This window comes from Jingyaoa shaoxingensis (assembly GCF_014385005.1).
Taxonomy (GTDB): Bacteria; Bacillota; Clostridia; order Lachnospirales; family Lachnospiraceae; genus Marvinbryantia; species Marvinbryantia shaoxingensis.
In genome coordinates, this window is the sequence record NZ_JACRSZ010000003.1 from 134,970 (window position 1) to 158,585 (window position 23,616).

Consider the following 23,616-nt stretch of genomic DNA (forward strand, 5'->3'; position numbering starts at 1 on the left):
TCCTCCCTATTGATCTAATTCGTCTTCCACCATATTGACGGAAACCTGTGTGGAAACCCCCTTTTCCTGCATGGTAATACCATACAGTCTGTCTGCAACAGCCATTGTTCCTCGTCTATGTGTTATAATAATAAACTGCGTGTTTTTTGTCAACTTATGAAGATAATTTGCATATCTGGATACATTGTTTTCATCCAGTGCCGCCTCAATCTCATCCAGAAGACAGAATGGAGACGGCTTCATATTCTGAATGGCAAAAAGCAAAGCAATTGCCGTCAATGCTTTTTCACCACCGGACATCTGCATCATATTTACCAGCTTTTTGCCAGGCGGCTGTGCAATAATACGGATACCTGCCTCCAGAATATCCTCATTCTCTACCAGCTCCAGACTTCCCTTTCCTCCACCAAACAGCTCTTTGAATGCCTTCTCAAATTCCTGCTGCATAATGGCAAACTTCTCTTTAAACTGACGCCGCATACCCTCATCCAGTTCGGTAATGATCTTTTTCAGGTCTTCTCCCGCTTTTACCAGATCTGCATGCTGGGCAGTCAGGAATTCATGACGCTCGTGAAGCTCCTTATATTCTTCTATGGCATTGACATTGACAGGTCCCAGAGCCTTGATCTCACCCTTTAACTGAGAGATCATCTTATTAAGCTGCGGAGAATGTTCGATCTCTTCATCCCGGTACTTCTCCGCTTCGCTGGCTGTCAGTTCATATTCTTCCCACATATAATTAATCTGACGTTCCAGATAATCCCCCAGACGTTCCTTCTGGTTATCCAGTCGGAAATGCTCTTTATCCAGATCACTGAGCTGGTTGCTTAAGTCTTCTCTCACCTGGAAAAATTCTTTGTGAGAACGGTTCTTGGTACTACGTTCTTCTGTAATCTGATTCAGTTCCTTTTCGGTATCTGCTTCTGCCTGCTGCGCATGAAGAATGGATTCCTGAATCTCCTGGATCTGGGCTTCTTTTTTCTCTGCATCTTGTCTGGAACCTGACAGATTCTCCTGAAGATTCTTCTTTTCCTCACAGAGATGCGCTTCTTCACCGTGGATACGCCGAATATTCTGCCGGATAAACTCTTCCTTCTGGTGCAGTGCAGTCGTCTGAGTATGTACCTCATTGCAGATACGGTTCTTTTCTTCCTGCTGCTGCCTCGTCTCCTCCAGTTCTGCCTGCCAGCCCTGAATCTTCGCTTCCAGACCCGCTTCCTGCTCCTTGGAAAGTTCCATTTCTTTCTCAATCTGAGTACGTTCTTCGTCAATCTCTTCCATCTGCTGACGAATCTCATTTACTTCACTTTGCAGTGATTTGTTATCCGAAAGCATTCTGGCATTCTGCGTCTGGATCTCCTGCAGTTTTAATTTCAGTGTATTCTGATTTAGATACTCTGCCTGCATCTGTTCTGTGCGTTTTACCAGTTCTTCTCTCTTGGCTGCCCGATTCTGGCGAATCTCTTCGATCTGTTTCTGAAGCTGCGTCACATGGCTTCTGGCTGACTGTACTTTTGTTTCCAGATCTTCCATCTCTCTTCTTCGTCCCAGAAGATTGCTAGAATTCTTAAATGCACCACCGGACATGGAACCACCCGGGTTTAACAGATCACCTTCCAGTGTAACAATTCGCAGAGACTGACGGTATTTTCTGGATATGGCAATGGCATGATCGATATGATCCACAATCAGTGTCTTTCCAAGCAGATATTCCACCAGTGTCTCATAACGATCGTCGGTATCAACCAATGTGCTTGCCACACCGATTGCACCCGGCTCATACAATGCCTGGTCGTTTCCAAGACCTCCCTTTTTATGAATCGCACTCAACGGAAGGAATGTGGCACGTCCAAACTTGTTCTTTTTCAGATATTCAATCATGGCCTTTGCCGTATTCTCATTATCGGTAACAATATTCTGAATACTTCCGCCAAGGGCTGTCTCAATGGCAGCTTCATATTTCTTCTCCGTCTTCACCAGATCGGCAACTACTCCATAGATACCGGCCACACTGTCCTTCTTTTCCATGACACGGCGGATACTGTTGCCATATCCGTCATAACGCTCTGTCATATTGCGCAGGGCTTCCAGTCTGGAAACATTGCGGCTATACTCTTCCTTGGTGGTCTCCAGTTCCTTGGAGCTGCGGATCAGTTCCTGCTGGATCTCATTGATGCCTGCCTCAATCCGGGCATTTTCTTCCGTCAGATCATGGATCTTTGCTGTAATCGCATCATATTCCTTCTGATACCCTTCCCTGACAGCTTCCCGCTGATTCTGCTCCGTCTTTGCAGAAAGCATACGCTGGGTAAGCTGGGAATTACGGATCTGGATCTGTTCCTTCATGGTCTCAAAGCGCTGTAATTTTGCCTTGGTATTCGAACGTTCTCCCAGAAGGTCAATCAGGCTGTTTCGTCCTGTGGCAATCTTTTCTTCCAGCCCTTCTGCTTCTTCTGTAACTCTCTGAAGCTCCTGAACACAATTCTTTTCCTGTTCTGACGTCTCTTCCAGTTCTTTTTTCAGCTTCTGACTGTTTGCCTCTTCTGCTTCCAGTTCCTTCCTGCATGCTTTCAGAGACTCTTCGATCCCTGCCATACGGCTCTGGAAATGCTCATCATTCATAGAAGCGGAACGGATCTGTTCTTTTAACAGTTCAATTTGATTCTCAAGCTGCTGCTTTACCATGCGCCCCTGATTCAGTTCATTTTTCTTTTCTTCGATAGCAACATCCAGGGACTCCAGTTCCTGCTCAATTTTCTCATATTCGGTACGGATCTGCTCCAGTTTTCCCTTCACTGTCTCCATATCATGATCAGAAATCAGGATCTTATTCTCTACCTCTTTTAACTGACCGGACATTCGTTCTTTTTCCAGTAAAAACATATTAATGTCCAGTTGTTTTAATTCATCTCTTTTTTTCAGATAAATCTTCGCTTTTTCAGACTGGCGTTCCAACGGTCCCACCTGTCTGGTCAGCTCTGAGAGGATATCATTAATTCGGGTCAGATTATTATTCTCGTCTTCCAGCTTCTTCTGAGCCGCCAGCTTACGTCTCTTAAACTTGACAATCCCGGCCGCTTCATCAAACAGCTCTCTTCGTTCTTCCGGTTTACCGTTCAGGATCTTATCAATCTGCCCCTGACCGATAATGGAATAGCCTTCTTTTCCAATACCGGTATCATAAAAAAGCTCCTTTACGTCTCGCAGACGACAGGCAGTGCCATTAATCAGATATTCACTTTCACCAGAACGGTAAAGCCTTCTGGTTACGGTAACTTCGTTATAATCTACCGGAAGCTGATGATCCGAATTATCCAGCGTAATGGCAACCATGGCAAATCCCAGTGGCTTACGGTTCTCGGTACCGGAAAAAATAACGTCCTGCATATTGGAACCACGGAGCTGCTTTACGCTTTGTTCACCAAGCACCCATCTTACCGCATCACCAACGTTACTTTTGCCACTTCCGTTTGGGCCAACAATACCGGTAATACCGTTATGAAACTGAAACTTCAGTTTGTTTGCAAAAGACTTAAATCCATGTACTTCTATGCTCTTCAGATACATCTATTTTGCCTGCCCTTTCAGGGTAATGATCGTTCGGTAAGCGGCCTGCTGTTCTGCACTCTTCTTGGTTCTACCGCTACCTTCTTCGAATCCCCTGTCACCGATAAATAACTGCATGACAAAAGTCTTATCATGATCCGGTCCCTCTTCACGTACCAGATGGTAAGACATTGGCTGTCCCTTAAAAGAACTCTGTACAATCTCCTGCAGGATAGTTTTGCTATCATAAAAGAGTTTTTTGTTCTCAATATCATTTAAAATAAATCTGTTCACAAATTCTTTTGCATTAGCAAAACCACCGTCCAGATAAATAGCTCCGATCAGTGCTTCCATGGCATCTGATACAATGGAATCACGGAAACGTCCACCCGTCTGTTCCTCGCCCTTTCCAAGTCTCAGAAAGGATCCAAGTTCAATTACAGCCGCACACTGAGCCAAAGTCGGTTCACATACAATACTGGCGCGAAGCTTTGTCATATCGCCTTCCGGCATACCAGGATAGTTATTAAAAATGAATTCACTGCTGGAGAGCTCAAGGACTGCATCACCAAGGAATTCCAGTCTTTCATTATCTTTTAGTTTCTTTTTGGTTTCATTGGCATAGGAACTGTGTCGCATGGCATTCTCCAGTAATTCTCTGTTCTTAAATACATAGCCAATCTTATTTTCCAGTTCTTTTAAATCTCTGTTCATGTTTCACCTCATAATTCAAAAAAGGGGTGCACACAACGGCACCCCCAAAGATCAAACTTACGCATCGACAGCGTTCTTGATTGCTTCTACCGCATCTCCTACAGAAACGATCTTCTCAGCTTCCTCATTCGGGATCTCAATATCAAACTCTTCTTCAATACCCATGATGATCTGATATACATCCAGAGAATCTGCGCCAAGATCATCTACAAATGTAGTATCCATTGTGATCTCTTCTTCGTCAACATTCATAACCTCTGCAATAATCTTCTGCAGCTTTTCAAGTTCCATAACAGTACCTCCTAATTTGTTTCTTCAAGAATGTGTTCTTTTATTTTCTCATTGATACGCTCTTTACTGAATTGCGTACACTGAAAAATCGCATGTTTGATTTCTTTGCTTGTTGCACTTCCATGGGTCTTCACAACCAGTCCCTTTAAGCCAAGCATCGGTGCTCCGCCATACTGGGTGGCATCGAAAGTCTTCAGAGTAGTCTTCAGTGCCGGCTTCACCAGAAGTGCGCCAATCTTGGAACGAAGGGTACTCATCATGCCTTTCTTGATCTGATGTACCAACGCGGATGCGGTACCTTCGTATAACTTCAGAATAACATTTCCCACAAATGCCTCACAGACGATGACATCACAGACGCCTGCCGGAATATCTCTGGCTTCTACATTCCCGATAAAATTGATATCCTTGCATTCCTTCAGCAGTGGATAAGTCTCTTTTACCAGTGCATTGCCCTTCTCTTCCTCGGCTCCGATATTCACCAGCCCGACTCTCGGATTCTTAATGCCAACTACATTCTCCATATAGATGGATCCCATTCTGGCAAACTGTACGAGATGTGAAGATCTGGCATCTACATTGGCCCCACAGTCAATCAGAAGTGACACGCCTTTCTCTGTCGGGATCAGTGGTGCCAGAGGTGGTCTTTCAATTCCTCTGATTCTTCCTACAATTAACTGTCCTCCAACCAGAACGGCTCCGGTACTTCCGGAGGATATGATCGCATCAGCTTCTCCACGCTTCACCATGTTCATGCCGACTACGATAGATGAATCCTTTTTCCTGCGAATGGCATTTACCGGTGGTTCGCCTGTCTCAATCACTTCTGACGCATGAGCAATCTCGATATTCTGCGGGTCATAAGTATATTTTTTCAGCTCGTTCTGAATCACATCTTCTTTTCCCACCAGGACTACCTTGATGTCCGGATTCTCATTCACAGCTTCTACTGCTGCTTTAATAGGCTCTACAGGGGCATTGTCTCCGCCCATGGCGTCAACTGCCACTTTAATTTTTTCCTGCATTCTCTACCTCCTGTTACACACCTATCATCATACAAGACATCCATATAAAAATCAACAGTTTTTCTTTTACGAAAAAAGAAAGCCCATAACTTTCGCCATGGACTTTCGTTACGATGATAAATGTGATTCTACTGTGTCTTTACATAGCCCCATCCAAACGTAGTGTCATATCCCGGATCCCCTGCATCCACTACGATGCCTTTCAGATATTCTTCTGCATCTTCCTGTGTTTGCTTCTCAAACTGGGATTCGGACAAATACTTTGCCAGTACGCCGCTGATTCTGGGCGCTGCAAAAGAGGATCCCTTCTCGCCCTGATAATTCCCGTCAGCCGACACAAATACAGCATCACTTTGCAGATACCAGAGAGAACTGACCGGCTCTCCCTGGTCATCCATATCTGCTCCGGATACACCTATCACCTCTTCCCATGCAGCCGGATAGGTCTCACTCCCAAGAGGAGTAGACAATGACAGATTTCCTGCTGCCGCCACCAGCAATACATTTCGCTTGGCCGCATATTGAATAGCTTCATGCAGTTCCTCATTATCCTGATTCAAAGTCCAGCTCATGTTGATGATATCGGCATCATATACATCTACTGCATCATAAATAGCCCGAATAATAGCAGATCCGGTATCTGGAGCTTTCGATTGCTCTTCGCTAGCTTCCTGTGAATTCTGAGTTAGTGATATGCTGCTGTCAAAGCACTTCAGCATATAAATGTCTGTATCTGGTGCAATTTCTTTTAGGATGTCATATACAAACGTTCCATGTCCTTCCTGATCCGTCAGATCCTGTGTGCCATCCAGATAATTCTTTCCCTGTACGTCTGACAGATTGCAGCCAGAATCCAGAATGCAGACTGTCACTTGATCTTTCACCACTTCCATAGGTGTTCCTTCCGCTGCTGCCCCCACTGTAGGGGGCAGCGTTAGAAAAATGCCAAGCAGCACATTTGCATAAAAGTATGTTCTTCTCATGAGTCACCACTATTCTGTACCGGTTCCATGCTCTCAGCAGACTGAACCTCTGGTGCCTGCGTCTCGGCAGGTGGCGGAGAAGCAGAGGTCTCTGTCTGAGGTGCTGCCGTTTCCGGTGCCGGAGGCTCCGTTTGTGGAGTCGATGTTTCCGGTGCCGGTGGCTCCGTCTGTGGAGCGGAAGTCTCTGGTGCAGAAGTCTCTGGAGGATTGGTCTCAGGTACCTGAGTCTGTGGCGGCTCCGTTTCAGGGATCTGAGTCTCCGGTGCTGTTGTTTCTGTGGTCTGGCTCTCTGGCGCAGTTGATTCAGGTACAGTTATCTCTGTTGTGTTTGTCTGTGGCTCTGTTTCCGATACTGCAGTCTCTGTCTGTGGTTCGGTTACAGTTTCTGTCAGAAGTTCGCTTTCTGTTTCTAATTTCCGGGCATTCTTACGAGACTGAGAAGCAGTCCGGTCTTTTACCACCACTTCTACAACAAGATTTTCCCATGCGAGATAATCTGTCAACGCAATCGTATAAATATAAGATGTACTGCTTCCTCCTACCAAAGTCTGGCTCCAGTTAAGGGGAGCCGTACTAGTTTCCTCTGACCTTGTACCTCTGGCTGATAACTTTATGGATCCAATATAATAATTACTGTTTCCAAGTGTCACAGTCAGTTTCTGAGGATTCACTCTTCCAGAAATACTGACAGGTATATCTATTTCTCCTGACAGCTCTGATTTATTTCCCTCAAAAACGCCCGATGTAATTCCATCTTTAAAAAGATCATTATACTGTGGTGGGAAATCAGACGTTCTCTTCAACGAACTTACCGCTTTTACTGTATATGCCACTTTAGAAGGTGTTTTCACTTCCACATATACCGATGCATTTACGGTCGTATAATTATTTTCCAAAAATGGATATGGTGTAAAAACAGCCGTTCTTAGTCCATTTTCTGTCGGATATACGGAACCATCATTTTCCCATCCCCAGTTTCCGCCAACCCCCTTCCCTGTGACAGGATTTACCGGGTCTTTTTTAGATTGCAGATTTGAACAATTCAGATAATACTGTGGGTCTTTTGTCTGATACATAGCACTTGCTGTAATGTCGCATCCGCTATAATCCGGTGTTGCTTTTCTTACCAGTACTTCCACTGTTTTTTCTTCATCTGCCTCAATACTGTCATTATCCGGGGTAAATTTTACTTTCGCAGTATATGGTGTTGTTTCATTTGCATCCCATGGCTGTGCATTCGCTCCGGTCAGATCCCATTCCCATTTTCCCGGAACAGTTTTTCCCTGGAATTCTACTTTCAGGCCTGTCACATTTTTACCTGCCAGACACATTTTCTTTTCTTCTGTCTGTCCATCCGTAAGCGCCAGCGTCAGCTCCTGACCATATACAAGCGTTATCCGTGCTGCTGTTCCTGACACCGTTGCTTTTGCCTTTCCGATAGTATACGGAACTGTCACGCTGTTTTCTGTGATATCCTTCCAGCAATAGTGTTCCGGATCATTTAATGTCACAGTTGCCGTATAATCTCCGGCTTCTGTTCCACCGTTATCCGCAACCGTATAAAAAGCCGTATTTTCCAGTCCGGAATACTGTTTATTGCCATTATACGTTCTGGTTCCGGTAATTTCAGGTACTGTAATCTCTTTCTTTTTCACAGTAACATCCATGTTTACTGTAAATTCTGCATATCCAACCGTATCATTCGGCTGGAACTTCATGATGCAGACCTGAGATGGAACAGTTGACAATACACTTCCAGGTTCTGTCCATGACCAGGTGCCTGCGATCTCTCTTGCACCTGTACCATAGGTTACATTCCCACCAGTAAAAGTTACTTTTTCCAGCAATGTACCATACTCATATTCTCCTGTTGCTGTTGGTAATGTGATATTCATCTTGTCTTTTTCAATTTTATAGATGGTTGCTTCTGTCTCTACACCATCTGGATTTAAGATAACATATACACCACTTCCATAACTGCCATCATCTGTATTCAAAGTTGTATCCAAAGTATATCCCTGATACAGCACTTTCTTATCTTTTTCCGGCTCCATATCCGGTTTGCCATCTTTCAGGAAGGTATACGTACCTTCTTTTAATAGTCCGCCAATCTGTAACTCTTCTGTTCCGGCAGTTCCAGCTTCATTTGCCAGCATCAGCTTTGCCGTTCCGGTTGTCAGGGCACTGTCCGGGTCATAATCCCTGTCATTTACCTCCTCACAGATAACCACGACTCCAACCTGAGTCAACAGAGGTACTTTTCCTTCTGCCGGCGTATACAGATCTGCAACTGCCGGATCTGGTGTAAAGATCATGGCATATTCTGAATTCGGGGTTCCATTATTTCGTCCGAATGGCACCTTTTCCCTTTCTTCTTCTTTCCAGTCAAAGGTTCCCGGCACCTGTGTCTCAACCAGCAGATCCTTATTCGTATAAAGGGCATTTCCTTCATATTGAACGGTACTGTCCTTTACCTTCTGACCATAGGTAAGATGATTCATCTCCGGCATTCTCAGTTCCGGTGTCATTTTCACAAGAGACGCCATATAGCTGTCAATCCTGCCTTTATGTTCCTCTCCCTGATCATCCGTATAGGTTGTCTCGATCTCCCATGTATACACCTGCTTATCAGGATCACCGGTACGATCTGCCTTTTTCAGTACGGCTTTTACCTGAATCTGATCTGCATAAGCTCCGATCTCTCCAGTCTGATAGTTTCCACTTTCCCCATCCTGCTCTATCAGAGACTTCAGATACGCTTCCACCTCATTCTGCAACGTGTTTTCCAGTCTTTCATTTCGCTTTTCAATGGATGTATCGGTTGCAGCATAAAAATCTTCTTCTGTCAGATAATCAATCAGATTCTTTTCGTATGGATGATCATCCGCCAGCAGTTCCATTCTGTGAAGGATCTGTTCGATAGGATCCGTTGTTGTCCAGAGAGCCGTATAAGACCGGTCTCCCATGGATCCTGACGGAATAACAACTTCCTTTGCTGCCTCAGTCAGATCCGTTCCGATCCATCCGGTAAATTCATATTTTTCTCTGACTGGCTGTTCCAGTACAATATCCTTACTTTCAATCGTGTAACTGTCCGGATTGTTCTTTGCACTTCCATAGGTTTTGTTGTAAGTAAGAGTATATGTCACTGGCTTCCAGTTTGCATAATAGGTACGCTCTCCGCCTTCTCCTTTTGTCACAGATACTGTTTTTGTCACATCACCCAGACCCGTTCCTGACCAGCCGGTAAACTCATATCCTTCCCTTGTCGGTGCCAAAAGTTCAAATGCTTCTTCCGTTGTATATACAGACGGATTTTTTTCTGCATTCTGTCCGCCATTCAATTCATAATGAATCGGATAGGTATTTGCTTTCCAGCCGGCATATATGGTTTCATCCTGGGCAAGAATTTCTTTTTCTGCATCAAAAGGATCTGTTGCTGCCGCATTATGATACCATCCTGTAAAGGTATAATATTCTCTTACCGGTTCTTCTGGCAGTAAGGTTATTGGGTATCCGCTGTAACCGGTTATTTCACTGATTACTGTAGTAATTTCACCGTCCCGGACTGCATAATTACGGTCAAAAGTAATCTTCAGTTCTTTCGCCCACCTTGCATAAAGCGTCACGCCGCCTGTCAGGATATAGGTACTTAAATCCACCGGCTGTCCCTGATATTCTTTGTCCATGTACCAGTCCATAAACTGATATCCTTCATATTCCGGAGTCAGAATATTCCATAATTTATCCCCTACATGTAAGGTTGAATATGTAAATGTGTAATATTCGGATTCATCCCCATCAAATACCGGATGTATCTGCTGTTCCTCATCCTCTCCGGTGACATACTGCGCCTTTCCCTTTACCGGACCAAAAGATATCGTTACATCACAGGTCCAGTCTGCATACAGAATCACATCTGTTTTTAGTGTTTCACCAAACAGATACGGATCTCCGGAGCAGTCTTGTGCCGTATACCAGCCGCGGAATGTCAGCCCGTCTATTGTCGGATTCGTTACTTCCCGTGTGACTTCGTTTTCTGTAAAGTATACCTGTTCATACTGTCCCATTCCGGCATAATTATACAGATACGTAATACTGTGCTTTCTGTATGCCTCAAGCGTAATCGTCAGATCCTGCGCCGGCATTACAAAACTTATCCGGTTATCCTGCACGTTAAATTCTACTGTATCATTATCACTTTTTACTTCCAGTCCTCCATAACCGTCTTTCAGTGCCACTTCCAGTTCTACTTTTTGTCCCGGCTGGATTCCCTCTTCTGTGATCTGTTCCGGATTGACAAACTGATAATGTTCAATTCCTTCTCCAGATGCAATGTTCAACTGCACTTTTCCAAAATTCATGTCCAGATATACATCTTTTGCATATTCCCGTCCGGTGACAGTAAGTCCGGTACTTGCACTTTCTCCTCCGTTTACAGACATTTTAACCGGACGCTGTGTGCCGTCAAACACACTTCTGGAAAGCGAAAGATTGTAAACTCCGTTTTCATCCTTTGTAAAAGATTCTTCCTGTGCCCCGTCTTTTGGTGCCATGCGGAATTCATACTGATTCTCTTCACTTGCACTGTTCAGACGGATATGATAATTAATCTGGTTCTCAAACCCTTCAAACCTGCGGATAAACAGATAATATGTCACTTCATATTCCTGTGTTCCCGGATACACATCATAACGCACCACGCCATTATCCGTTGTCATATAACAGAAATTACTGATCCTCGGAGAAGCATACTGTAGCTGAGAGATGCTTCCATCCTGTGCCGGTTCTCCCCATCCGTAATCCAATCCTGCAAGATCCGGATACATAGTCTGAGCCGCAGCAATCACTTCGCCCAAATTCAGTGTTCCGGTTGCATTTGCTTCACTGATTCCACCAACCATATGAGAAGAGGAAAACGATGTTTCAAATACTTTTGCATTATCCCATTCTGCTGCTTCCAACCCCCAGTTTCTGGCACACCAGTCATAAAGCAGAACGTTCACTTTCTGAGTCGTGGTTGATATGTCACATTTCTTTTCCAGATGGAATCTCTGCACCTGTTTCTTCACCAGTGCTGATGATGCATGATCTTCATATGTTAAAACCAGATCAAGAGAAACTTCACTGCAGGCATATTTTCCTGCCAGTAATTCATCCATATAGATATAACCTGGATTCTTATTTTTTGTCTTATCTCCAACTGTAAAGATCTCATTTCTCGGATCATCTGAAGGAACCATTTCTCCATTTATCTTCAGATTTTCGATAGTAAGCTTATATTTTCCAGATTTTACATATAACTGTTCATTCTTCTGGCATTTTCCGCCCATCAGATTCCATGTTTTCATCGGAATGGTTTCAAATCCGAATACTGTTTTATGATCTGCATTCGCACTGGATTTTTCCCAGAGCTTTGCCAGTTCCTCTTCATCCATATAGCTCATGCTGCTGGATACGGAAGTGGACCACAATGGCCAGCGTCCGGTATAGACCGTCCAGTTCTTGCGTATGGTCTTGAAAATCAGTCTTACTTTCAGACCAAGGGATACTACAACATCAATACCTACCTCAAATTTTAATGCTCCAAGATTCGTATTGGCTCCGCTTAAAAGATTCGTGGTATTGAAGAACAGACCTGTCAGCTCCGCATAAGCATAGAGGCTTCCGGTTATATAGGCTGTGGCAATTCCACACATGGTTACTGACAGCGTCAGCCGCAGTCCCACGCGGGCTCCTACCTTTCCAATCAGATAGATATTATTGGTTACGGAGCTCTCCAGCTTCTCCGTATAAGAGCTTCCTTTGAATTTCAGGAAGTTGTATTTGAAGCCGATGCGTTCCCCGCTTCTGGCTACGATCTCTACGCCAAAGGTTGCCAGGACTCCCACCTGTCCTACCAGATGAACCTCAAAGCCTACGGTAATAATTCCATAGAAAGAGAATCTCAGATTCAGCAGCAGGATATCAAAAAGATCATTATATTTCAAAGAGGTTGCCACAATGGAGTTCATGGTATCCATCAGATCTGCTACAGACTGATCATAGGATTCATAATCACCCTCTTGGATTCCTTCCGGTTTGACAATCTCACTTAAGGTATCCTTTGCTTTTGAGAATACGGTTGTTTTTCCGCCAGTAGTAGCTGTAACAGTCAGTTCAATCTTCGACATGGACCGGATCGTCACAGACATATCGATCCAGACTTTACCACCGTCTACATTCGTCTTCACGGACAAAGACTGGGTAAAGGACAGCTTCGGCTGAACAGTCAGCATGTTCTTACCATCTTTTTTAATGTTGGCAGTTGCTGAAATGCTGATGTTTGCCGTCACCTCACTGCCCGATACCTTCAGCTTCACCACCGGTCTGCCAGGTGTCAGAGTTGCCGTCATACCTGCCAGTGCATACGTGCCTTCCCCGTACAGGTCATCCAGCATATCCTGTGTCTCCGGCGCACTCATGACGGATACCAGCATCTGGGCTTTCAGTTCTTCATTTTCTTCCACCTGTCTGGAAAGTCTGGATGTCAGTACTTCCAGATCTTCCTCTGACAGCTGCTGATCCATCTCCACATCGTCAGTAACGTGAACATCGAAGTCTTCCAGATAATCCTCCGGGCTGGCATATCCATAAGTCAGATGTACCCCATCTGCCGTATCTTCCACGCTCAGAATCTGTGCAAACAGTACATATCCATCAAATGAGCCTTCTGTATATGCATCAATATTTATTTCATCTCTGTCTATCTCACCATCATAGAAAGCTACTATATCGCCTTCCTGATATGTGGTATCACTGTTTTTTACCAGAATTTCACCAGGAATGTACGCTGCCTCTTCCACTTCCCCGGCATCTGCACCATCAGGATCCGCTACCGCCTGATTACTTTCTATCTCTGTTTCTGATACCTCTTCTACGACAGTTTCCAATTCTATTTCTTCCATTTTCTCTGTCTCAGAAAATGTTTCTGTCTCTAAATCCGTCTCTTCTTCAGATGCTTCATCCACAGATACCACCGGTTGATATTCCATCACATCATCCCAGAGCACGTAGGTCATATCATCAGAAAAGCCGACTACTTCTACCTGCTTTTTAAATACAGATACCACTGCTGTATCGGTATCATCTGAGTAATCTGCAAAATGCACACCTCCAGATACCATGATGCTGAAAGTTGCTCCCGGTTCAAATCCTGTCTCACCATCTTTTTCATAATAAGATCCGGAAATAGCAAATCCATCTTCTGTTTCAGTAATATCCAGTTCCGGATCCAGCGCACCTGAACCTGCTTCCACACGAACATTCTTTTTTACTTCGTCCAGAGTCATTTCTTTCTCAGTACGAAGTGGAATGGTTCCCTGCCAGTCAAAATCTGTCAAGTCTGCTGATGTTCCGTCTTTTTCTGTTTCCTGTGCTTCTTCTGATACAAAGAAAGCATACAGCGTCAGAGACTCTTCCAGCGGTTCTGTATAGGAAAATGCCGTAGTACATTCCGGATCCACGCACCATCCACCGAAGGTATATCCATCCTTTTCGGTATAAATCTCATTGATTGGTCTGGTTAACAGGTTTTCTCCCTTTGCGAAGATCTGTGGCTCCAGTTCCCGTCCGCCCATGGTGTCAAAAGTCACTTCGATTGCTTCCGATGCATCCACAAATCTTGCATAAAGTGTAGTTTCGCCTTCTGCAACCGCAAACTGAGAGCAGCTCTCTGTGAATGCTTCATCCTGATACCAGCTGGTGAAAATAAATCCATCTTTTTGCGGATTTTGTTCCGGGAACGGAATGGTTTCACCAGGCTTCACCATTTTGCTGTCATAGACCTGTCCATCTGCCATAAAAGTCACCTGATAAGATGACAGCACCAGTTCTTCCTGCTGACCAGATGCCAGTGTCATCTGATTTCCTTCTGGCATTTCAAGCTGAACCGCCTGTCCGGATTCATTCCTCACAGAGCAGGTGGCTCTGACTGTTGCAGTCTCTAATGCACCCGTTACATGAACCATACCAAGTGCGCCATTGCCTTCCAGCAGGACACTTCCTTCTCCTTCCAGAAAGATTTCCGGAATCTTTGTTTCTGCATCCATATGTAACGTCAAACTCTGACCCTTTGCAGTCTGAACATACAGCTGTTCCAGTTCTGTTCCGCTTAGCCGCAGTTCACTGACCTGATCTGCTGTAAATCTTTTTGCTTTCACATCTGACAGTTCCAGCTTTTCTGTAGCAGCCGCTGCAATTTCACCATAGTCCAGCCCTGACAATGTACACTCTTTTGCAGTAATCAGCAGATTTTTCGATTCATCTTGCGTCCGAAGCGCATCTGCTTCCTGCTGCGTGGTAACTGTCTCATATTCTCCGGTCCATGCCTTAACCCGATCAGGCAATAGAATCTTTTCTGTGCCTGTCTCCTGCACCTCGCCAGATTCCTGCACCTGGCTTCGATCCATCTCCAGTGACTGTGCCAGCCCGGTGCTACCCATTGTACTGGTCAGCATGACCACTGCCATCAGCATAGCGATCCAGCGTTGTCTCCGTTTTCTCTTCATCCTTTTTCTCCCCTTTCGGCATGTCTGTCTATTTGCAAAATAGTTCTATATTAATCAAAAGACTAAAAAAGAAAAATCCTTTCACTTTATTTTCATTTTTTATAATTTTTTTTTGCATAAAAAAACACCGGAACTTTGCCGATGTTTTATATATATCCCAATATTCGTTTTATATCGTATGCTTTTTCATCAACTGGCGGGCAAAAAATATGACTGTAATGCACAGAATCGGGAATAGATAGCCGCATCTCTGCCAGCTTCCGCCTGCTGTAACAAGAAGATTGTAGATTCCGTGGAATACTACGCAGAATCCCATAATACCTGCAATACCTATCAGCCGAAGCCAGGATCTCTGAAATACAAATGCCAGACCAAGCCCTGATGCGATCCCTCCGCATAGATGCATGGCTCCTGCTGCGATTCCTCTGAGAAACAAAAAGTTAAAATTCGCCGCCCCATTTTCCGTCAGATAACAGATGTTCTCGAATGTGGCAAAGCCAACTGCAATCAGAATGGCAGCCATTACGATATCCTCTTCTTCCGGTTCAAAGATAAACAGCCAGAGAAGAAACGGCAGGAATTTTAAAACTTCTTCACAAACCGGTGTAATCTCCACTGCAGTAACCAGTGTATTTGCTCCATATACCGCCATAAAAAAACTTGTCACATAAGACGCCAGCAGGCACATCACCATCCCGCAGAGAATAAAGCTGATATATTCCCTCTGTTTTCCTTTTACAAAAAGTAATGCAAGCAAGAATGGAACTCCGATACATACCAGAATATTTTCCAGACAGCTCATTTACACTCCTCCTTCTTCAGCCAGAAAAACAGACTGCACATGGTCGCCATCAGCAGAAAATCCACAGCAAAATACAGATTGAAATGTGTATATCCTGTTGTAAAAACAGAAACAATATAAAGCAGAAGCTGCCACACAATCACAAGCACCATGGCAACCATCAGCATTCTCTTTTCCATCCGATAACCCAACAGAGCATAATAAAAGATACATGCCGTTACCAAAGCAAACGTAACGGTAAATGGATAAGACGGACCCAAAATCTTCCAGCCGATAACCATAGCAGCTTCCACAATTGTCAGACCCAGAACCAAAACATCCAATTTTCCTCTATATCGACGTGTTTCCATCAGGCACAGTGCCAGAAGAAACAGATAGGATGCCATCCATGCCATTTCCGATACATAGAAAACCTGCGGCACTTTTCCCATAATAACCAGATAAAGCAGATAGTACAGCGTTCCCATAGAAAAGCTGGCATAGGTACCTGCCAGAATCAGGAATCTCCGGTTTTGCATATGCAGTCCCTGTATCAGAGAAAACAACGCAAAAAGTAAAAATAATCCTATCTGTATGCCATTATCTATAATCTCAAAACTCATGACTTCTTCTCCGTATCTTTCCGCCTGTGTTCTTTAACACGAAATAGCAATGCGGTGGTGATGGATCCTAAAAAGAAAGAAAAAATTCCTACCACAATATATCCAAGCTGAGACTGACTGGCAATCAGGCTGGCTGCACCGGAATTATGCATCACAGAGCCATCCACAGCCTGGTCCATCAGTCCCGGCATAACAAGTCCCAACGAGACTACCAGTACCAGACAAGCTGCTACACATCCTGCTTCCAGCCAGCGCTGTTTCTTTCTTTGTTGTTCTTTTTGGATCTCTTCTGTTCTTTGGAAAATCAGATCCATACGTTCTTCACTGGTGCGCATAGGTAAAGCCCTCCTTTTCCAGAATTTTTTTCATACTCTTTTTTGCACGGTGCGCCAGATTCGTAATCTGAGAAACACTTTTCCCCATTACCTGTCCCGCTTCTTCATACTTCATATTTTCAAAATAGAGAAGATACAGTACTTCCCTGTATTCATCCTTCATTTGCTCCAGTGCATGAATAATCTGACGATTCTGCTCCTTTCGGAGAATATCTGCATCCGCACTCATAACACCGGACATCTCAAATTCTGTCTGATGGTGATCTAATAATGGAAAACGCTTCTTCTTGCAGTGCCGAAACGAAAGATTCCTCGCCGTCTTATACAGATATGCCTTAAAACACCATCCCACACTGATGGGTCGTTTCTTGGCAAACATCTGCGCAAAGGCTTCAATCATCAGATCCTCTGATTCATGATAATCCGATATATACCCACTGATATAACGGATCAGCGGATCTCCATAGCGTTCCACCAGCTCTTCTGCCGCCTTCTTATCTCCCATATAATATCGTTCATATAACCGTTCATCTGTCAACATTTTTTGTTCCCGTTTCTTTCCTTTACCGTAACTGTTCCATTCTTTCACAACACATAATTGTCAGATCTGAACAGTTACCTTTTAAAGCAGTATAACATTTTGTTTCTTTCATTTCCATATAAAATGCCATTCATCTTATCCGAAAAGGAATTCATAACGTAGAAAAGGGTCAAGTCTTTCGACTTAACCCTTGATTCTATCTCATTTCTAATTAGTCCTGAGCGATGATCTCTTTTTTATTGTAAGTACCGCAGTTCTTGCATACTCTGTGAGACATCATCAGTTCGCCGCACTTGCTGCATTTTACAAGGTTTGGAGCTACCATCTTCCAGTTAGCTCTTCTCTTGTCTCTTCTACCTTTAGAAGATTTATTCTTTGGACAGATTGACATGGTTTACACCTCCTTAAATTTGCTAAAGATTTCCTGGATCTGTGCCATCCTGGGATCCAAATCTGTAGGCTCACAGTCGCAAGTCTTCAGATTCAAATTGGTCCCACAGGTATTACAGAGTCCCTTACAGTCTTCCTTGCATAATACCTTTGATGGCCAACTCACCAGTATCTCTGAACAGACAAGCTTATCCACATCCAGATTGTATCCTTCTATAAAATACTGCTCATCCAATGCCTGAATCCGTTCTTCCTCATCCAGTTTCATATCGACTTCTTTCTCGAAATCAAGTGGAATCGGTGTGTCAACTTCTTCCAGACACCGGTCACAGGGAATCGCCAGAACAACTTCTGCACTTCCCTTAATCTGTAAATTCCGTTCTCCTTTGTTCATAATCTCCAGAGACACCGGACTTTTACGAATGATAGGATAATCACCAAACGTTCCATGGAACTGATCCATCTCCAGTTCAGCATTTATCTGCATCTTTTTCCCGTCGATTTTCAAAATATCATGTAAATCAACCTGCATAATGCCCTCCTATCCTATCCACACCTGTTTATTATAACGATCCATGTAATATTTGTCAATCATTAAATTGCATTTTTTAAAAAACGGATATGATACCTTAGCATCATATCCGCTTTCCTTTATTCTGTCAATGATACCGATTATACCAGAGCTACTGTCTCACGGCAGATTGCAAGTTCTTCGTTTGTAGGAATGACTGCAACTTTCACTTTAGAATCTGCTGTAGAGATTACACAGTCATCTCCACGTTTTCCGTTTGCTTCTGCATCTACGGAAATTCCCAGATATCCTAAGTAAGCCAGAACTTTTTCACGTACCAGAGGAGCGTTCTCTCCGATACCTGCTGTAAATGCGATAGCATCTACACCGTTCATAGCTGCTACATAAGATCCGATGTATTTTGCTACTCTGTAGCAGAATACTTCCAGAGCTGCTGCACAGAGCTTGTTGCCCTCGTTCATGCCGCTTTCCAGATCACGGAAGTCGCTGGATACTTTGGAGATACCCTGTACACCAGACTTCTTGTTCAGTACGTTCATAACGCCTGCAATGTCCAGATTTTCTTTCTTGGCAATGAATTCCATGATAGCTGGGTCGATATCACCGGAACGTGTTCCCATTACCAGACCTTCCAGTGGAGTCAGACCCATGGAAGTATCTACACATTTACCGTTCAGTACTGCACTGATGGATGCGCCGTTACCAAGGTGAGCAACAATGATCTTGGAGTTGTTCAAATCCAGTCCCAGGAACTCAGCAGCATGTTTGGATACGAAGCTGTGGGATGTTCCGTGGAAGCCGTAACGACGTACAGCATATTTCTCATAATATTCATATGGAAGTCCATACAGGTATGCTTTTTCTGGCATTGTCTGATGGAAAGCAGTATCAAATACAGCTACCATAGGTACTCCCGGCATCAGGTCACGGCACGCATTGATACCGATCAGGTTAGCAGGGTTGTGAAGAGGTGCAAGGTCATTACATTCTTCGATGGCTTTTAATACTTCGTCATTGATGACTACAGAACTTGCGAACTTCTCTCCGCCATGTACGACTCTGTGACCTACTGCATTTACTTCAGCAAGGCTCTTTACAGCACCTGTCTTTTCATTTGTCAGGGCATTCAGTACCAGCTGGATTGCTTCTTTATGTGTAGGCATTGCAGCTTCTGTTACTTCTTTTTCTCCGCCGGCTTTCTGATATGTCAGTCTTCCGTCGATACCGATTCTTTCGCAAAGTCCTTTTGCAAGTACTGCCTCTGTATCTGAGTTGATCAGCTGATATTTCAGAGAAGAACTTCCGCAGTTAATTACTAATACGTTCATTGAAATCTATCCTCCATACACTTTCTTTTATTCGGAGCCGCTTACGCCAGATCGCGGTCTATGTAAATCTTTACGGCTCCGATATCATTCTTTTTAGTCTTCAGCCTGGCACTGAACTGCTGTAATAGCTACAACACCAACGATATCTTCTGCTGAGCATCCGCGGGACAGGTCATTTACAGGTTTTGCAATACCCTGTGTGATAGGTCCGTATGCTTCTGCTTTTGCAAGTCTCTGAGCCAGCTTGTATCCAATGTTACCTGCATCCAGGTTAGGGAAAATCAGAACGTTTGCTTTACCTGCTACATCGCTGCCTGGAGCTTTGGATGATCCAACGCTTGGTACGATAGCAGCATCCAGCTGTAATTCTCCGTCCAGTTTCAGGTTTGGATTTTCTTCTTTAGCGATCTTGGTAGCTTCTACTACTTTGTCAACCAGTGCATGTTTTGCACTTCCCTTTGTAGAGTGGGAAAGCATAGCAACGATTGGTTCTTCCTGTACCAGTAACTGGAAGGATTCTGCTGAAGATGCTGCGATAGCTGCCAGTTCTTCCGGATTCGGATCCTGAACCAGTCCGCTGTCACCAAATACGAATGCACCGTTAGCGCCGTATTCGCAGTTTGGTACTACTATCAGGAAGAATGCAGATACCAGCTTTGTACCTGGTTTTGTCTTCAGGATCTGCAGACAAGGTCTTAATGTATCGGCTGTAGAGTGGCATGCTCCGGATACCATACCGTCTGCATCACCCATCTTAACCATCATAACACCATAGTACAGATACTGATTCAGAAGAATCTCTTTAGCCTGTTCCGGTGTCATGCCTTTTTTGCTTCTTAATTCAACCAGTTTGTCGATATATCCCTGTGTCTTATCGGATGTAGCAGGGTCAACGATAACTGCTCCTGTGATATCCAGTCCTTCGCTGCCTTTCTTTACTGCTTCTTCACTGCCGACCAGAACTACGTTCGCAATACCTTCTTTTAAGATCTGTGCGGTAGCTTCGTAAGTTCTACGGTCTTCTGTCTCCGGAAGTACGATTGTCTTCTTATTATTTCTTGCTCTTTCTTTGATAACGTCAATAAATCCCATGATTCTTTGACTCCTTTCGTATGATATGTTCCTGATCACTCAGGTAGTACATTTTGTACCATATACTGTCAGTTTTGACAGCAGACTGCATCACAGTCTCTCATAAATCTCATTATATTATCCAAAAATTGTTTTTTCAACCAGGAATGCAATTTTTCGTGAATTTTTTTCCAAACACAAAAAGCGCCCAAGAAGAAAAGGCACCACCCTTTCGGATGATGCCCGTATTTCTTATAAAAATCAGATCTTGTCGTTACTTCCGAGAACATGAACGATCTTATGAGCAACCATATCTTTTACAGCCTGACGAGCTGGTTTCAGATACTGACGTGGGTCAAAGTGATCTGGATGTTCTGCGAAGTATTTACGGATATTACCAGTCATGGCAAGACGGATATCGGAGTCGATGTTGATCTTGCATACAGCCATCTCAGCAGCTTTTCTCAGCTGTTCTTCTGGGATACCTACTGCATCCGGCATATTTCCGCCATACTGGTTTACCATCTTAACGAATTCCTGTGGTACGGAAGATGATCCGTGAAGTACGATAGGGAATCCCGGCAGTCTCTTAGCGCACTCTTCCAGAACGTCAAAACGCAGTGGAGGTGGAACAAGGATTCCGTCTTCGTTACGTGTACACTGATCTGCTGTGAACTTGTAAGCGCCGTGGCTTGTTCCGATTGCGATTGCAAGGGAGTCACAACCTGTCTTGTCTACGAATTCTTCTACTTCTTCTGGACGTGTATAGCTTTCATGACCAGCTTCTACTACTACTTCGTCTTCGATGCCAGCCAGAGTACCAAGTTCAGCTTCTACTACAACGCCATGAGCGTGTGCGTATTCAACAACCTTCTTGGTCAGTTCGATATTTTCTTCAAAAGGTTTGGAAGAAGCATCGATCATAACAGATGTAAATCCTCCGTCGATACAGCTCTTGCAAAGCTCGAAGCTGTCACCGTGATCCAGGTGCAGTGCGATTGGAATCTCCGGATTTTCAATTACTGCTGCTTCTACTAATTTTACAAGGTATGTATGGTTCGCATAAGCACGAGCTCCTTTGGAAACCTGAAGAATAACCGGACTCTTCAGTTCTCCTGCTGCTTCTGTGATACCCTGTACGATTTCCATGTTGTTAACATTGAATGCTCCGATTGCATAACCACCATTGTATGCTTTTTTGAACATCTCAGTCGTAGTAACTAATGGCATAATCTTTATCTCCTTTTTATGTATTTGACTGTATCCTCAATGTATTTGTTTTGAAACAGTCCTTATCGTCTATTATAAGATTTTTTTCAAAATTATCAATAAGATTCTTACTTTTTTTCAAAAAAACTTTTGTGTATTTTTTTGCATTCAGCAAAACACCCTGCCGCCTTGCATCTTTCCAGAAATAATGCTACACTTTCAAAGAATTTGAATATATCAGATGTGAGATGACTCCCACCTTTTTAGGTGGCGAAGAGCAAATTAGTATCAGTGGTGGGAGTCAATCCCCCATCTGATATAGCCTCCGGCAGGATTGCAGAGATGCGCAAAAGAAATATGTCATGCTTTGCATGACGCGCATCTCGCAGCAAGAATGCCGAGGCATTCTTGAATATGGAGGTTATATGAAAACAGCAGGGATTATTGCGGAATACAATCCATTTCACAACGGACATGCTTATCAGATTGAAGAGGTACGTCGACAGACTGGCGCTGATTATGTAATTATCGTCATGAGCGGAGATTTCGTCCAGCGGGGAGAACCTTCCATTGTGGACAAATATCTGCGTACCCGCATGGCGCTGGAGGGCGGCGCAGATATTGTTCTGGAGCTTCCTGTTCTGTTTGCCTGCGCAGGAGCTGAATATTTCGCCAGAGGCGGTGTCTCCATTTTAAACAGCTTGGGATGCGTAGATACTCTGTGTTTTGGTACAGAACAGAAGGATCTTTCTGATTTTGAACCTGCAGCCGATCTTCTGACAGAAGAGCCGCCTGCTTACCGACAGTGTCTTGCTTCTTATCTGAGGGAAGGAATGGGCTATCCCACTGCCAGATCTGCGGCACTTTCTGACTGTCTGGATACCGATATTTCTTTTCTGCGCAAACCGAATAATATCCTTGCTCTGGAATATCTCTGTGCACTGAAACGTCTGGGCAGTTCCATTACTCCCTTATCCATACAACGTGTAGGTTCTGGATATCACGACCACTGCCTGACAGGGCAGTTCGCCTCTGCCACCGCCATCCGTAATTCTTTATTTGAAAGAAACACAGGATTTCAGGAATCTCTGGTATCTGATACCCTGCATGGATATATGCCCGAATCGGCTATTGTACTTTTAAAAAAGCATTTTGATGCCTACGGTCCGCTTTGTATACAAAACTTTTCTTCTATATTGCAGTACCGTCTCCTTACCATACAGTCGCCAGAAGAACTTTCTTCCTACTTTGATATCGACAGTTTTCTGGCAAACCGGATATTCCAGAACCGTTTTGCTTTTTCCTCTTTTTCTGACTTTACAGAACTGCTTACATCGAAAAACATGACTCGCGGACATATCCAGCGGGCACTTTTTCATATTCTTCTAAATCTCTCAGAGCCCGAAGGAACCGCCATGTTTTTTCCTCAGTACACGCGTATCCTTGGTATGAAGCGGGAATCTTCCGGTATTCTGAAATGTATGAAAAACAGTTCATCAATCCCGTTTCTGACAAAAATGGCAGATGCTTTTAAAGTGATCGACGCTTCCACACTGTCAGAAGGCCAGAAAAAAGCCGCCTGCTGTCAGCTTCAGCAGACAACCTTTTCTTCTCATGTTTATGAATCAGTTCTATCCCAAAAATACAATACGATTTTCCGCCATGAAAATACCCGCCAGATTGTGATCCTGTAATCAC

General features: G+C 44.0%; 16 protein-coding genes. 1 reads left to right on the top strand and 15 read right to left on the bottom strand.

Going from position 1 to position 23,616, the window contains the following annotated elements; translation table 11 throughout:
* Window positions 1–6: 6 nt before the first annotated feature.
* From smc to fba, 15 genes are all read right to left on the bottom strand, one after another.
* Window positions 7–3,567: a chromosome segregation protein SMC gene (gene smc, locus H8716_RS04545; RefSeq protein WP_249307337.1), complete on the bottom strand. Its 3,561-nt coding sequence runs from the start codon at window positions 3,565–3,567 to the stop codon at window positions 7–9.
* Complete coding sequence (gene rnc / locus H8716_RS04550) at window positions 3,568–4,260, bottom strand: ribonuclease III (protein WP_249307338.1); 693 nt, start codon at window positions 4,258–4,260, stop codon at window positions 3,568–3,570. It abuts the gene before it with no gap.
* A 57-nt stretch (window positions 4,261–4,317) separates the two neighbouring features.
* Window positions 4,318–4,551 (bottom strand): acyl carrier protein, encoded by a 234-nt coding sequence (acpP, locus tag H8716_RS04555; RefSeq protein ID WP_249307339.1) that lies wholly within the window; start codon window positions 4,549–4,551, stop codon window positions 4,318–4,320.
* Between the two features lie 11 nt (window positions 4,552–4,562).
* Complete coding sequence (plsX, locus tag H8716_RS04560; protein WP_249307340.1) at window positions 4,563–5,576, bottom strand: phosphate acyltransferase PlsX; 1,014 nt, start codon at window positions 5,574–5,576, stop codon at window positions 4,563–4,565.
* A 128-nt stretch (window positions 5,577–5,704) separates the two neighbouring features.
* Window positions 5,705–6,559 carry a S8 family peptidase gene (locus H8716_RS04565; RefSeq protein WP_249307341.1) on the bottom strand — a complete coding sequence of 285 codons (855 nt, stop codon included), beginning with the start codon at window positions 6,557–6,559 and terminating at the stop codon, window positions 5,705–5,707.
* The gene (locus H8716_RS04570) at window positions 6,556–15,108 is read right to left on the bottom strand and encodes an InlB B-repeat-containing protein (RefSeq protein ID WP_249307342.1); all 8,553 of its coding nucleotides are present in this window, start codon (window positions 15,106–15,108) and stop codon (window positions 6,556–6,558) included. The genes H8716_RS04565 and H8716_RS04570 overlap by 4 nt, the downstream gene beginning before the upstream one ends.
* A gap of 169 nt (window positions 15,109–15,277) precedes the next feature.
* Window positions 15,278–15,910: a PrsW family glutamic-type intramembrane protease gene (locus H8716_RS04575; protein WP_249307343.1), complete on the bottom strand. Its 633-nt coding sequence runs from the start codon at window positions 15,908–15,910 to the stop codon at window positions 15,278–15,280.
* Window positions 15,907–16,512, bottom strand: a complete 606-nt coding sequence (locus H8716_RS04580; protein ID WP_249307344.1) for a hypothetical protein — start codon at window positions 16,510–16,512, stop codon at window positions 15,907–15,909. The genes H8716_RS04575 and H8716_RS04580 overlap by 4 nt, the downstream gene beginning before the upstream one ends.
* The gene (locus tag H8716_RS04585; protein ID WP_249307345.1) at window positions 16,509–16,847 is read right to left on the bottom strand and encodes a hypothetical protein; all 339 of its coding nucleotides are present in this window, start codon (window positions 16,845–16,847) and stop codon (window positions 16,509–16,511) included. Before H8716_RS04585 ends, H8716_RS04580 begins: the two co-directional genes overlap by 4 nt.
* Entirely contained in the window at window positions 16,834–17,388 is a 555-nt protein-coding gene (locus tag H8716_RS04590; RefSeq protein WP_249307346.1) for an RNA polymerase sigma factor, read from the bottom strand. Before H8716_RS04590 ends, H8716_RS04585 begins: the two co-directional genes overlap by 14 nt.
* Window positions 17,389–17,599: 211 nt before the next feature.
* Window positions 17,600–17,779 (bottom strand): 50S ribosomal protein L32, encoded by a 180-nt coding sequence (gene rpmF / locus H8716_RS04595; RefSeq protein ID WP_117449037.1) that lies wholly within the window; start codon window positions 17,777–17,779, stop codon window positions 17,600–17,602.
* A 3-nt stretch (window positions 17,780–17,782) separates the two neighbouring features.
* Window positions 17,783–18,310, bottom strand: a complete 528-nt coding sequence (locus tag H8716_RS04600; RefSeq protein ID WP_249307347.1) for a YceD family protein — start codon at window positions 18,308–18,310, stop codon at window positions 17,783–17,785.
* 140 nt (window positions 18,311–18,450) lie between these two features.
* Complete coding sequence (locus H8716_RS04605; RefSeq protein WP_249307348.1) at window positions 18,451–19,638, bottom strand: acetate kinase; 1,188 nt, start codon at window positions 19,636–19,638, stop codon at window positions 18,451–18,453.
* Window positions 19,639–19,731: 93 nt separating this feature from the next.
* The gene (pta, locus tag H8716_RS04610; protein ID WP_249307349.1) at window positions 19,732–20,730 is read right to left on the bottom strand and encodes a phosphate acetyltransferase; all 999 of its coding nucleotides are present in this window, start codon (window positions 20,728–20,730) and stop codon (window positions 19,732–19,734) included.
* A gap of 240 nt (window positions 20,731–20,970) precedes the next feature.
* Complete coding sequence (gene fba, locus H8716_RS04615) at window positions 20,971–21,939, bottom strand: class II fructose-1,6-bisphosphate aldolase (RefSeq protein WP_249307350.1); 969 nt, start codon at window positions 21,937–21,939, stop codon at window positions 20,971–20,973.
* Between the two features lie 404 nt (window positions 21,940–22,343).
* On the opposite strand from fba, the gene H8716_RS04620 reads away from it, so the two are divergent.
* Window positions 22,344–23,612, top strand: coding sequence for a nucleotidyltransferase (locus tag H8716_RS04620; protein ID WP_249307351.1), 1,269 nt, complete (start codon window positions 22,344–22,346; stop codon window positions 23,610–23,612).
* The last annotated feature ends 4 nt before the right edge of the window (window positions 23,613–23,616 follow it).

Bases quoted from the DNA above. Each gene is read 5' to 3' on its own strand.
- smc (WP_249307337.1), bottom strand. From the start codon at position 3,567: ATGTATCTGAAGAGCATAGAAGTACATGGATTTAAGTCTTTTGCAAAC.
- rnc (WP_249307338.1), bottom strand. From the start codon at position 4,260: ATGAACAGAGATTTAAAAGAACTGGAAAATAAGATTGGCTATGTATTT.
- acpP (WP_249307339.1), bottom strand. From the start codon at position 4,551: ATGGAACTTGAAAAGCTGCAGAAGATTATTGCAGAGGTTATGAATGTT.
- plsX (WP_249307340.1), bottom strand. From the start codon at position 5,576: ATGCAGGAAAAAATTAAAGTGGCAGTTGACGCCATGGGCGGAGACAAT.
- H8716_RS04565 (WP_249307341.1), bottom strand. From the start codon at position 6,559: ATGAGAAGAACATACTTTTATGCAAATGTGCTGCTTGGCATTTTTCTA.
- H8716_RS04570 (WP_249307342.1), bottom strand. From the start codon at position 15,108: ATGAAGAGAAAACGGAGACAACGCTGGATCGCTATGCTGATGGCAGTG.
- H8716_RS04575 (WP_249307343.1), bottom strand. From the start codon at position 15,910: ATGAGCTGTCTGGAAAATATTCTGGTATGTATCGGAGTTCCATTCTTG.
- H8716_RS04580 (WP_249307344.1), bottom strand. From the start codon at position 16,512: ATGAGTTTTGAGATTATAGATAATGGCATACAGATAGGATTATTTTTA.
- H8716_RS04585 (WP_249307345.1), bottom strand. From the start codon at position 16,847: ATGCGCACCAGTGAAGAACGTATGGATCTGATTTTCCAAAGAACAGAA.
- H8716_RS04590 (WP_249307346.1), bottom strand. From the start codon at position 17,388: ATGTTGACAGATGAACGGTTATATGAACGATATTATATGGGAGATAAG.
- rpmF (WP_117449037.1), bottom strand. From the start codon at position 17,779: ATGTCAATCTGTCCAAAGAATAAATCTTCTAAAGGTAGAAGAGACAAG.
- H8716_RS04600 (WP_249307347.1), bottom strand. From the start codon at position 18,310: ATGCAGGTTGATTTACATGATATTTTGAAAATCGACGGGAAAAAGATG.
- H8716_RS04605 (WP_249307348.1), bottom strand. From the start codon at position 19,638: ATGAACGTATTAGTAATTAACTGCGGAAGTTCTTCTCTGAAATATCAG.
- pta (WP_249307349.1), bottom strand. From the start codon at position 20,730: ATGGGATTTATTGACGTTATCAAAGAAAGAGCAAGAAATAATAAGAAG.
- fba (WP_249307350.1), bottom strand. From the start codon at position 21,939: ATGCCATTAGTTACTACGACTGAGATGTTCAAAAAAGCATACAATGGT.
- H8716_RS04620 (WP_249307351.1), top strand. From the start codon at position 22,344: ATGAAAACAGCAGGGATTATTGCGGAATACAATCCATTTCACAACGGA.